This window comes from Cuniculiplasma divulgatum (genome assembly GCA_031200235.1).
Classification (GTDB): domain Archaea; phylum Thermoplasmatota; class Thermoplasmata; order Thermoplasmatales; family Thermoplasmataceae; genus UBA509.
Window position 1 is genome coordinate 1,803,621 of sequence record CP133595.1, and the last position, 12,839, is coordinate 1,816,459.

Consider the following 12,839-nt stretch of genomic DNA (forward strand, 5'->3'; position numbering starts at 1 on the left):
CAGCCGCCATGTACAATCTAACATTCGTGGCCCAGGGGCTCACAGACATTTTCAACGGCTCAAACAGCTGGTACATATTTGTGTTCAACAGTACTGGTGCTTTCCCCCTGTATCCAACCTCAAATACGGTTTCAAAGATGGTTCCAGGCGGGACTTACCAGTATCAGGCTAATGATTATTTCCAGGACCTTTATGGTGACGGGTATTCGCCATCTGTCACTGTTGATTCCAACACCACAGTCTATCTGAACTTCACTCGGCCTCTGACCATAGTTTTCAATGAGACAGGTCTGAGCTCCACATATCACTGGGGAGTTAACCTGAGTGGAAGCCATCCGGTATATACGCCCTCAGACATGATTTTGGGAGGGTCATCCGTAATATATTATGCAGTCGGTGGCCAGTATTCCTACAGCTGGTTGGAGAACCAGGGAGGAAGAAACGTCACCATTGGCAGTTCAAATTTCTTCCTTGACCAGTCCAATCTCACTTTTTCATTACCAATATCATCCTTCAGCAACGTAACCTTCAGTGAGACAAACCTGCCCGCAGGGACTACATGGTTTATCAGGCAGGTATCGGGTCCTGATGCAGGTGGTTTATATAACCAGAGCTCAGGCAGAACCATTGTGGCAGAGGCAATGAATAGCATCAACACATTTGTTGCCGGATATCTGATGGATGGATCAAGCATCAATCTGACTTACATCTCTGTAGATTTTGGATCTGAATCGGAAGTCAGCATAAATTTCCCGCCGCTTTATTCTGCCAGTATTTCTGCGACAAATTTCCCCAGTTCCGCTGCTTTCAAAGCCTGGGGAATTAACGCAAGCTTTTACTATGGATCATTCTCAGATAGCTTCCATGAGACTGTTTCCGGTTCGCAAACATTTTCCGTCCTGGTGCCGGCGGTTAATCTTATTGAGGATCCATTCATGGAAATGAACAGCAGTTCAGCAGGTTCCTCATCATACTTCATACAGCAGCCGCAGGATCGCTTCCAGATAAACCAGAACAATCAGTCGCAGTCAGTTCATCTTGGTACACTGTACAATGTTACAATAAGATTTGCAGGTATGCCCGCTTCAGGCTACCTCAATCTGCGGTCAGTTTCCGGTAACATCACATCCTTCAGTTCATCACAGACCTTAGATTACCTGAGCATTCTAGCTCCAAATGGAACATATGGCTTCTATTACGGTGTGGGTAGCTCACCTCAAACTGCATCCTCCATGTCTGTTCCCTTCTCATTCAGTGTTTCAGGATCAGGGGGAATATCTAACTTTGAAATTTATAACGTGACATTTTCCAGTGATTACAGGACAAACGGCTTTGAACTGTCTCTTGAAAGTCCTTTAACCTCATCTCATTACTTTATTGGTTCTGCTTCCCCTGGTCAGTCCATCTATGTGTATCTTCTCAATGGATCCTATTCCTACGAATTTTCAAGTAACAATTACACTTTAAATTCGCTAGCTCTGTATGTATCCGGAGAGTTTGCCGTTTCCGGTCGGTCAGAATCAGTCACTGGAGAAATTCCAACCGCTTATTACAATACTACCATATCCACAACAGGCCTCCCGCCAGGCAACTCGTATTCTCTGTCACTTTCCTTATTTTCAGGAAATGTAACCGGAAGCGCGAATCTTGAGTTAACATCCGGAAGCACCGGTTATGTCTGGCTCCCCAAGGGAATGTATTTTGCAAACTACATCACATCATACATTAACGGGATCAGTTATTATTCAAATAATACACATTTCAATATCACCAACACCGGAAGTGAGCAGTTCAGGCTCTCCACAGATGCATATACCATGTTCAGGGAACAGGGCCTGCCTGCCGGTATGGCCTGGGGTCTCACCTATGGCGGCATATCATACAAATCAACAGGCAGTGCCATAGTGGCCAGCGGAAATGCAAGCCAGAACATTCAGTTTAACATTGGCAGGGCAGGCAATTACCTTCCTGATCCGTCATCGGGAAGCATTGTAGCAGCAAATCAGAACTTCTACGACAACAACGGCACCGTCAATTTCCAGGTGCCTGTAAAATTCAATCCTGAAACTCTCTCGGGTGAATCCGGAATTCCAGTATCCACACTGAATATCTCCAGTTTTTTGGCAAGTTCGGGTTCCCAGCTAAATTTCTCAGGCACGGACAGCATCGATACTATCACATCTGACCCTTCCAATGGACTTACATACATAACGTACGCGCCAGATTTCTTTGATCAGTTCCAGTCGTACGTTGCAGTGTTGAATTCCTCAGATTATCGCCCGATGGCCACATTAATTCTCGGTTCCGGTGCCGTTCCGACATACTCCATGCTTGATCAGGCCAGTGGCATCCTTTACATTGTTATGAAGCTGAATTATAATTCTGGTGACTATTATATTGTTTCTCTCAACACTGCCGACAGTAAGATGCTGATCACACCAGTAGCAATTCCGGGACTCACGTCACTGGTAGTTGACACGCAGACCAACATGATCTACGCCGCAGGATACAACGCAGTTTATGAACTTAATCCGGAAACGCTGAATATCATCTCCACCATCCTGGTGAACGGCACATACGCCTCATACCAGGGTGGAGAAGGGCTGAACCTAATGTATTCCACTGTGACCGGTCTCATATACGCCACCGGCTACTTGGCAAATGGCGTCGTTGCTATCAATCCTTCAGACAACAAAATACTGGGAAATTATACATTCAACATTAATGTGAACTGGGAGAATGCATATATTGGTGGTTCTTCCCTGGATCAGAAAGACGGCCTGATCTATTTCATCCTGCTGCAATACAATGATATCACAGGAACCTCTCCAACAAATCTCGTCTCTTTCAACATTACATCCCATGTGTTCCTTATGGGACCATCAATAGGGCAGGGATTTGCAGTCAGCATTGCCTACGATCCCAACAACGGTTATGTCTACATACCCATACAGAATCAGTATGACGCTTCCAGTATCCTCTACCCACTGGAACTTGGGCAGCTCAACATATACGAGCCTTCAAATGGCCTCATGGTAAATTACACCGAACTGGGGCAAAATCCCGATTGGATTTCAGTTGATCCTGCAAATAATAATATTCTTGTGGGCAACAGCTACATGGGGTCTGTTACCATAATAGGCGCAGTTTCATATGGATATATTCAGGGTACAGTCAACAGCCCTTCATCATCAGTTACAGTAGATGGGGTTTCCGTGCCGGTGATTGATGGACAGTTTGCTGCTTCTGTTCACCCCGGGACCTATTACGTCAGTGCCTTCGCAAAGGGCTTCAACCCTCTGGAACAGAATGTCAGGGTAACGAGTCTTTCCACTTCCAGCGTTGCCCTGAATCTGAATCAAACTGCCACCACATACAATATTACGGGTAAAGTTTCGCCGTCGGGAGCTTCGGTTCTCTTTAACGGCATATCTGCTTCAGTGGATGCATCTGGAAACTACCAGATTTATGTAATGCCAGGCACGTATACAGTCTCCGCTTATCTTGATGGGTATTTTCCGCTATCTGAAAGAGTGAGCATTGGCGGAAACAGGAGCATCAACCTTACACTTTCAAAAGAACCTTCACCTGAGTCTGCAATGAGCAGGGATAACTTCAGCGTCATGGGCTTCAACGTTACAATCTCATCAGTGGCCAGTACCCCTAATTCTACATTTGAGGTGCAGTTCAGCTCTTCAGCGAATGGCACTCTGCTGGTGGAGGTTCCGTATTCCGACCTGAATAATGTGAATCTGAGCAATATACTCAACAGCAGGGTTTACATCAATAATGTGGAATACAGTAATTTCTCTGTGAGCCTGAGTTCAAACTATACCGTAATCCTCAAGGTTTCAGGTTTAAGCAAGGATCCCACAATGCTATGGCTATACGGTCCTGAAGCTGTTCCTCCAAAGGCACCAGGCAGTAATAATATGACCCTGTATTATTACGTTATAGCTGCTGTGGCCGCAATCATCATAATAGGTGCGGCCGCCGTATTTATAAAAGGGAGGGATAAGAAAAAGTAACCTCTTTTATGGGTCAAGGCAACATGTTATCGTACATTGAAGCTGTTCCTTTTTTCTTTGATTAATTTTGTCTGATTTTTAATGCAGAATAGAGAGACTGTGAAATCAACTAGCGATTTTAAAACTACTGTTATACGGCGAATATTGCCCTCACCTGGTAAGTAGGACTCTAATACCGCCCAGTATATGATATTTCCTGATTAACCGTACCTTGCTTATTTGTCGTTTCCACAGATTTATACAACCTATTGTAAGCATAAGGGTAGGCCGAGTGCAGCCCTTTGTATTATTTTGCTTGGTATGTTTTCATTCCGTCCTTGCAGATTGTAATCGCCGGTTTAATTCTGATCCATTTCCTTATGTGGAAGAGGGTCTGAATAGTACCGGCTGGAGGTGTGGAGAATGATCAGGGACATGAAGGATAGGGGAATGAGCATAAAGTCCATAGCCAGGGAACTCAGCATATCAAGGAACAGCGTGAGAAAGTATCTAAAATCAGAACCGAAGAACAAGCAGAACAGGAAGAGGGGTTCAAAGCTTGATCCCTACAGGGAGAAGATCAGGGCACTCATAGATGAACACAACCTTTCGGCTGTCAGGATACTTGAGGAGATCAGAAAGATTGGATACAATGGCGGATACACAATACTGAAGGAATACTGCCATGAACTGCGAAAGGATCGGAGGATACAGGCAGTGTACCGCTACGAAACAGATCCGGGAAAACAGTCACAGGTGGACTTCGGCGAGTTCGGCCACATTGATATTGATGGAAAGCACAGAAAACTCTACGCCTTTTCCACGATACTTGGATATTCCCGTATGCGTTATGTGGAATTCACCACAGACATATCCACCGAGAACGTCATAAGGATGCATATCAATGCATTCTCATTCTATGGAGGATTCACCGATACAATCCTATACGACAACATGAAGCAGGTTGTTATCGACAGAAAACTGAAAGCCTCAGAATCCAGGTTCAACCAGAAGTTCCTGGACTTCGCAGAGTACTATGGTATTGTGATAAGGTTATGTTACCCATACAGGCCTGAAACGAAGGGGAAGATCGAGAACACAATAAAGTATGTGAGAAACAACTTCTGGGCAGGCAGGACATTTGAGTCGCTATCAGACATCAATGTGCAGTGCCGGGAATGGCTCAGAAAGGTCAATTCACAGATACATGGAACAACACATGAGGTACCTGTGGAAAGATGGAAAAAGGAATCACTCAGCCCACTTTCATCAGTACCGGCATACATGACAAGGAAGGAGGAATCCAGAAAGATATCAAGGGACTGCTATGTTTCGTATAAGGGGAACAGGTATTCCGTTCCCTGGAAATATGCAGGCAGGGAATGCAGTATCATTGAGGAACCAGCACTGGTGAAAATAGAGATCGATTCCAGCATTGTTGCTGAACATTCCCCGATACCCGGAACAGGAAGGATATCAAGGAAGAAGGAACATTTCGAGGGCCTTCTCAAGGCAATACGCGATGAGAATTCCAATGTGTATTCCCAGGCAGTGGAAACACGTGACCTGAAGAGATACGAGGAGGTGTCATGATGGATTCATACGAGAGGGTACATGAATACCTCAGCAGGCTGGGCATGTCAACAATGGAAAGCATCATTGATTCATACCTTGAAACATCCCATGACAGGCCGGTCATGGACATACTGGATCATCTCCTCTCCGAAGAGCTGAAGCACAAGCTTTCAAGGAAGACGGAGAACATGCTGAACTGGTCCGGTTTTCCATTCCGGAAGACAGTGGATGATTTCGATTTCTCATTCCAGCCCTCCATTGACAGATCGGTGATGGACGATCTCATGACACTGAGGTTCATGCACAACACTGAGAATGTTGTATTCCTTGGTCCACCAGGTGTGGGGAAGACTCACCTATCGGTGGCATTGGGAATGCGTGCAATCATGTCCGATATTCCGGTATATTACACATCAGCCATGAAGCTTGTGCAGACTCTGAAGCGTGACTATGATCTCAAGAGGCTTGAATACAGGATAAAGACATATTCCAGGTTCAGGCTCATGATAGTGGACGAGATCGGTTACCTGCCATTGACAAGGGAGGAATCCAACCTGTTCTTCCAGTTCGTCTCTTCGAGGTATGAGAAAAGATCAACGATCTACACATCAAACAAGTCATTCAGCGAATGGTGTGAGATACTTGGCGATTCAGTGAGGGCTTCAGCTGTCCTTGACAGGATACTCCATCACTGCACTGTCATAAACATAAAGGGCGAGTCATACAGGCTGAAGGACAGGAAGAAGAACTCACTGCCAACAATGAGGAAGGAGTGAAAAAGCAATGAAAGCTATATATAAGGGGGTCAATTTCAAACCGGCGATTTTGCACAAATCTTGACCGGCGTTTACAGAATCCGTCAGGAAGAATGGTGGTTCCCCGGGTATCGATGGAATAACCATAAGGGAGATCATGAACGGAGGATCGGAAACACTCTTGAAAGAGATACAGTCCGAACTGAGATCAAAGACATACACACCATCACCACTGAAGAGGGTATACATACCCAAAGCGAATGGAAAGAAACGTCCATTGAGCATCCCAACAGTCAAGGACAGAATAACACAGACAGCCATCAAGATCATGATAGAACCGATCTTCGAAACACAGTTCGAGCCGAACTCATTCGCTTTCAGGCCGAATAAGTCTGCTCATGATGCTGTTGACGAAATCGTGAAATACCTGAATTACGGCTGTGAACACGTAATAGATGCAGACATATCGCAATGCTTCGACAACATTGACAAGCACAGGCTAATGGGACAGGTTGCAAAAAGAATATCAGACGGAACACTTCTGCACCTTATACGGCAATTCATCGACACAGGCATCATGGAGGACAGCTAGATACATTCGCAGGATCGTGGTATACCGCAGGGTTCTCCTCTCTCGCCACTATTGGTAAACATATACCTCGATCAGCTGGACAAGCAGTGGAAGGCATCGGGATTGCAGAATCGATACGGAGAGAATGCCCATCTCATAAGGTACGCGGACGACTATCTCATCATAATGAGCGGTAATCCTGCAATGGCAAAGAAGAAACTTGACGAGATCATGGACAGCATGGACCTCACAATGAATACTGAAAAGACACGGATTGTGAAGGCAGAAGATGGATTCGACTTCCTTGGCTTTCACTTCGTCAGGCACTACGCCAGACGAAGAGGGAAATTAACAACAAGATGGTTCCCGTCGGAGAGATCGAAGTGGAGAATAAGAGAAAGAATCAGGGACCTCACAAACAGAAGAAATTTATCTATTGCCACACCTGAAGAGATCCGGGAAGTCCTCATTCCCATTCTTACCGGATGGGAAAACTACTTCGCACACAGCACAGTCTCACAGGAAATACACAATGTATGGAACTATGCACAAAACAGGCTCATGTATATGTATTGCAGACAGCATAACATACCGCGCAGATGGAGATATGAAGACATAGAAAAGAACGGTTTCTCACTTACGAATTATCTTCCAACAATGCTATGGGCAAAACGCCATAATACCATGTCATGAAAGCAGTCGGTGAGCCGGATGCGGGAAAACCGCCAGCCCGGTTCGACGAGGGGCTTCTGGGTAACGCCAGAAGTCTACTCTACCACATCAACTTCATTGCACTCATGATGCATTACCGCATATATGCCATGCTGAAGTCAAAGGGCATGCAGAGGAAATATTCCCCTGGCGATGTGCTTGTCCACCTTGAGAGGGTGAACAGGCTCAAGATAGGCGACGAATAGAAAACATCGGAGATACCAAAGAAGTCAAGGATCATAATTGACGGGCTGGACATACCTATTATGTAAATTAGCGGGAGTTAGAGATTAAATTTGCAAACCTGCTCTCTTGTCGGCCTTCACTTTTTGTATTTTTCATTGTTGGTTGTAGGCATGAATAAGAGGTAAAAATAATTCACGTTAGGCGTTTTCTATTAACCCCTCCACTTTGCTGTCTGTAGGTCTCTGTACAAACCTTTATTCATGCCCTTTTCATGCATATAATGATGTCCACATTCAAGGATTTCAGCCTTTCGGAAATGTATGAAGCTATCAGAAGCAAAGATATTCTCCCTGAGATAGACTGTTCAATTGATTGGGAATACATGAGGCCCATGATCAGGAGCCTGTTCCACAATAACACCGAAAAGGGTGGAAGGCCCAACTTCGATGAAATAGTCATGATCAAGGCACTCTTCCTCCAGGACTTATCCAGCATAGTGGATGAGAAACTCGAAAAGGAACTGTATGACCGCATATCATTTCACAACTTTCTCCACTATCCGGATAAGGTGCCGGATGCACGTACGCTGTGGGCATTCCGGGAATGGACAAACATATCTGGTCGGAATTATGGAGGCAGCTTGAGTCGAAGGGGATTGTGATCAGGAAAGGAGTGATCCAGGATGCCTCCTTCATCACATCTAATCATGGAAAGCATGGGAGAAAGAAGCCTCCAGCACCGGATATGCCTGAACCCTCTGAGACACAATCGCCGGTGGACATGAAGGAGGCTGAAGGACAGGCCATGACAGCCATGGAAGAGAAGAAACGCCTCAGGAAGGATATGCGCAGGGAATCAACGACGAGAAGATCCAGGGATGGCACATTCACAAAGAAGGATGGAAAGAACTTCTTCGGATACAAGCAGCACTCATCCCATGGTGCGGACATCCCCCTGATCCGTGAATTTGTCATCACCACTGCCTCAGTGCATGATTCCCGGGTCGATCTCTCCGTTTCTGGGATGCCGTGCTATCGTGACAGGGGATATCAGGGAGAACCATGCAGGGGTTTCAACGCCACAATGGATCGTGCATCCAGAAACACTCCCCTGACCATGAAACAGGTCCGCAGGAATCTCAGGATCTCAAGGAAGCGGACACCGGGAGAGCGGCCATATTCAGTGATCAAGAGAGTGCAGAATGGTGGTCACACCCTTGTCACCATGGTGAGAAGGGTGAGGGTGAAGATGACATTTGTCAATATGGCATACAATCTATCCACGGTGGTTCACCTGAAGAGAAGGGGGATGATAGCGTAAGCGTTGGCGGATGGGAGAAAAAACCAGGAAAAGAGATGCAGAAAGAGGGAATAGCGGAGAGTTTTTTGTCGAAAACTGACTGAATTTGCAGGAATTCTCCACAACATCAATGGAACCTTGGAAAACTAACAGTTAAAAGAAAACGTCTAAAGTAAAGGTTTTAGGAAAATATCTTATTTGACTAAATTTTCTAATTCATAAAAATTCTTTAACTGATTGAATTCATTCTCAAGAGAAAAATTATTAGCTCTCTCAACACCTAATAAGGAAAAATAATTGTATTTCTCCAAATCAGAAAGGCTTAAAATGGCGTCTATCCACTGATCAAATTTTTCAATGTCTAAGAGTATTCCGCAATTTCCCACAATTTCCTTCATTAGAGGTATATCAGATGTAATTACAGGTAATCCAGATGCCATAGCTTCCACATTGCCATAACCGAATCCATCAAAAAAGGAAGGATAAACAAAAATGTCTGAGTTCTGGTAGTATTTTATTAGTTCGCAATCATTCAAATTTTCGATAAATTTGATCCTACTATAAACATCGATCTTTTTAGTATATTCTACATTTTCCTTAGTATTCTTACCTATTCTAACAAGTTTGTAATTTGCAGGAAGAGATGATAAGATTTTGTATAAGAACTTTAAATTTTTATTTGGATTATCGTATGCAACATTAAGCAGCACTATGTCACTGTCAGTAAACCCTATAAGCTTCTTATTTTTTATATTTTTATTTTTAAATGCGTTGATATCAATTCCAGGATAAACTAAGAATATCTTGTCATAGCTGGTCTTTAGCTCTTTTATCAACGATTTTTTAGTGAAATCCGAATCAACAAGTATGTACTCAAAGGAATTAATTTGTCGATATGACTCCTTCATCATAAGCGATGTTATTCTCGAATTACATTTATTATTTACATAATATAAATCATGTACTGTTAATACTGCACTGGGGAATATTTTTACTAGATTCGATATAGATGGATCTGAAATATGGATTATGTTTCCTTTAACTACATGTTTTATCTTTCGCTGATATAAACTCAAAAATGCTGTATTTAAAAAATTGGAATATTTGCCCAGGTTAATTCCATATATATCTTCTTGTTTAGTTACCCTGTAGTGATTGTGTGTGAATAGCTGATATAGAGTTGAATTAATACCATGCTTCAGGAGGGTTTTGTGCATGTTGAGAGAATATCTTCCTATACCAGTTTCATATTCCTTGTTGTTTAATATTGCTATATTTGTTAGCCTGAAGTTATTCACGATTTGATCCTCCTTTCGCATAGCGTCCCAAAAGTTGTGTTATCATGAAGGATACCTCTTCTGGAACATTTCCCTGATCTCGTCAATGCATTTATAGAATCCCCTTAGTGATCCGAGAGACCATCTCGAATTGGTTCACGCATCTCTGGACAATATACGAAATTATAGTTAATTACTAATATTATTATACTTATTAACATTAGATTTTCATGGTCAAAACGGAGATGTATCACATCGAGAGGAAGATGGATGAAGATAATCTGAATCGGTTGATAAAAAGCCTTAAAAGAAGCACAAAGGTTCTGAAAAGACTCCTTTTTGTTAAGTACAGATACAATGGTGATTCTGTCCGGGAAGCTGCAAAGAGAATCGGAATAACGAAGATGATGGGATACGCATGGCAGAGGAGATGGAATCAGGATGGATACAGAGGCCTTATGCCGAGATACGCAAGGAAGGGGCCATCAAAGATGTCTGATGAACAGAAAGAAATGCTGAAGGAGAAGCTTAAAAACTGGGAGTACACAACCTCTCAGGTTAGGGATATGATAAGGGATGAATTCGGGATAGAATATACAATGAAGCAGATATGGGTCATATTGAAGAAGATGGGCGTGAGGTATGCAAAGCCATACCCTCATGACAAACGCAGGCCAAGAGATGCGGAAAACGTTCTAAAAAAAACTTAGGCAAAATATCCCTGAAGGAATATGTAATCGGATTCCTGGAGGAATCTGCACCACAGACTACGGCGAACACGGTTAGATTATGGTCTTTCAGTAAACCTGAGATCATCAGGGATACTTCAAAATATAAGGCTTACACATTGGGTTTCTACGCAATGAACGGTAAAAGCGCCATTGATTTTCAGGATCGCTCCCGGAAGGTAAACGTAACTTCTTTCATAAGGGGGATAAGGGAAAGGAATCCTGAAAAACCTGTAGCCATAATACTGGACAATTTCAGATCACATCATTCAAAGATCGTCCCAGAGGCTGCTGAGCTGCTGAATATCAAGCTGATATCCCTTCCACCGTATTCTCCCGATCTGAATCCAATAGAATTCATATGGAAAAGCATCAAGAGAACCGTATCCATAGCGCCAATAGATTCAGAAGGCGATCTCAAAGATGCCATAAAGAAAAGCTTCATTTAATTTTTTAGAAAGTCTAACATTTGCAAAAAGCTGGGTAGAGAAATTCCTCAACAAAAGTATAATTATATAGGTAATTGGCTATAAATTCAAAGGAAAAAACTAAAAATAGTTTTTAAATCTAGAAAATGATTGAGAAAAGCGATGAAAGACAGTGGTGAACTAGATTTTCTTTTTATAAATGCGGGTATTACTCTAAGGCCCAGCGGCGGTTTTGAAATTACATATAAGCTAGCTTCTGCACTGAGGGACAAAGGCTACAGTGTCGGAATACTGTTCATAAGGGACATTTTCAGGAATTTAAGTCGCATTTATCCAGATGAGAGTTTAAAAAACTACGTGAGGAAGAATTTGGCTTATTCTGTCTTCAGTAATATTGTAAATCACAGGGCCGGTATAATTCCACTGATCTTAATGAGAAAATTTCTGAAAATAAATTACAATGAGGAATTTAATGGAATTAAATTATTCTTTTCCAACGGGGAGAAACCTATACACGCACACTATTTAATTGCTAATGGCTGGCATACTTCTCTAGTTATGAGTGAATGGAAAACAAATGGGAAGAAATACATTTTTTTGCAACAGGATGATTCAGACGAACGGTGGAACCCGTCTTTGTCCAGTATCGCACATACAGCACTCACTTTCGGCATCCCTATTATATCTACCAATAACTCTGTCACGAACACATATAGGAACTATGTTGTAGGTCAGATACCTTTGTCGATAGACAATAACTTTTTTAAGTGCTATATATCCCCAGAAAAAAGAGATGATAAAAACATACTACTACCTTTGAGACGACAGGCGTACAAGGGAGCACGTTTGGGTCTAGAAATAATAAGTAGTATACATAAGGAAGACCCAACAATCACCATTCACTCTTTTGGAGACCTTCCTCAATCCACTGTGCCAGATTATGTTCACCATCATGGGATTGTGAACAATGAACATTTATCGGAATTATATAATCAAGCCGCAATATTTATTCTTCCATCTCTTGTTGAGGGATACGGTCTAACTGCGCTTGAGGCCATGGCATGCGGCGCAGCGCTTGTAACAACAGACAATGAGGGCATCAGGGAATTTGTGAAAAATGGCATAAATGGCATCGTTTCGAAACAATTTGATCCCATTGAAATTGCAGGTCTGGTAGAGGAACTTATAAGTAATAAGCAATATCGTTATAAATTAGTAAAGGAAGGAATTAAGACCGGGGCGCGTCATAATTTAGATTTCATGGTAAATAGCTTTTTGGGGATGTTTTGATATTACTATAAA

At 42.9% G+C, this 12,839-nt stretch carries 11 protein-coding genes and 1 pseudogene; 11 read left to right on the forward strand and 1 reads right to left on the reverse strand.

The genetic code is table 11. The features are described from left to right. The first annotated feature begins 8 nt into the window (after nucleotides 1-8). The 8 genes and pseudogenes from RE469_09480 (at nucleotide 9) to RE469_09515 (ending at nucleotide 9,125) form a co-directional block, all read left to right on the forward strand. The gene (locus RE469_09480; protein WMT44421.1) at nucleotides 9-4,028 is read left to right on the forward strand and encodes a hypothetical protein; all 4,020 of its coding nucleotides are present in this window, start codon (nucleotides 9-11) and stop codon (nucleotides 4,026-4,028) included. 402 nt (nucleotides 4,029-4,430) lie between these two features. Further along, complete coding sequence (istA, locus tag RE469_09485; protein WMT44422.1) at nucleotides 4,431-5,600, forward strand: IS21 family transposase; 1,170 nt, start codon at nucleotides 4,431-4,433, stop codon at nucleotides 5,598-5,600. Further along, a complete protein-coding gene (gene istB, locus RE469_09490) occupies nucleotides 5,597-6,358 on the forward strand; it encodes an IS21-like element helper ATPase IstB (protein ID WMT44423.1) in 762 nt (253 codons plus the stop codon). The genes istA and istB overlap by 4 nt, the downstream gene beginning before the upstream one ends. A gap of 136 nt (nucleotides 6,359-6,494) precedes the next feature. Continuing rightward, a pseudogene (locus RE469_09495) lies at nucleotides 6,495-7,214 on the forward strand (reverse transcriptase domain-containing protein). An 84-nt stretch (nucleotides 7,215-7,298) separates the two neighbouring features. Next, complete coding sequence (locus tag RE469_09500) at nucleotides 7,299-7,601, forward strand: group II intron maturase-specific domain-containing protein (protein ID WMT45658.1); 303 nt, start codon at nucleotides 7,299-7,301, stop codon at nucleotides 7,599-7,601. Continuing rightward, complete coding sequence (locus RE469_09505) at nucleotides 7,598-7,825, forward strand: hypothetical protein (protein WMT44424.1); 228 nt, start codon at nucleotides 7,598-7,600, stop codon at nucleotides 7,823-7,825. The genes RE469_09500 and RE469_09505 overlap by 4 nt, the downstream gene beginning before the upstream one ends. 260 nt (nucleotides 7,826-8,085) lie before the next feature. After that, nucleotides 8,086-8,466 carry a transposase gene (locus RE469_09510; protein WMT44425.1) on the forward strand — a complete coding sequence of 127 codons (381 nt, stop codon included), beginning with the start codon at nucleotides 8,086-8,088 and terminating at the stop codon, nucleotides 8,464-8,466. Further along, complete coding sequence (locus RE469_09515; protein ID WMT44426.1) at nucleotides 8,463-9,125, forward strand: transposase; 663 nt, start codon at nucleotides 8,463-8,465, stop codon at nucleotides 9,123-9,125. Before RE469_09510 ends, RE469_09515 begins: the two co-directional genes overlap by 4 nt. Nucleotides 9,126-9,298: 173 nt before the next feature. Here RE469_09515 and RE469_09520 read toward each other — a convergent pair whose 3' ends face one another. Further along, on the reverse strand, nucleotides 9,299-10,402 hold the full coding sequence (locus RE469_09520) for a glycosyltransferase (GenBank protein WMT44427.1): 1,104 nt from the start codon (nucleotides 10,400-10,402) through the stop codon (nucleotides 9,299-9,301). Between the two features lie 209 nt (nucleotides 10,403-10,611). Between RE469_09520 and RE469_09525 the strand changes: the two genes are divergently transcribed. The 3 genes from RE469_09525 to RE469_09535 all read left to right on the forward strand — a co-directional run bounded on the left by RE469_09525 (nucleotide 10,612) and on the right by RE469_09535 (nucleotide 12,827). Then, complete coding sequence (locus tag RE469_09525) at nucleotides 10,612-11,091, forward strand: transposase (protein WMT44428.1); 480 nt, start codon at nucleotides 10,612-10,614, stop codon at nucleotides 11,089-11,091. Nucleotides 11,092-11,102: 11 nt separating this feature from the next. Next, nucleotides 11,103-11,558 (forward strand): IS630 family transposase, encoded by a 456-nt coding sequence (locus tag RE469_09530; GenBank protein ID WMT45659.1) that lies wholly within the window; start codon nucleotides 11,103-11,105, stop codon nucleotides 11,556-11,558. Between the two features lie 141 nt (nucleotides 11,559-11,699). Next, entirely contained in the window at nucleotides 11,700-12,827 is a 1,128-nt protein-coding gene (locus tag RE469_09535; GenBank protein ID WMT44429.1) for a glycosyltransferase family 4 protein, read from the forward strand. Nucleotides 12,828-12,839 lie beyond the last annotated feature (12 nt).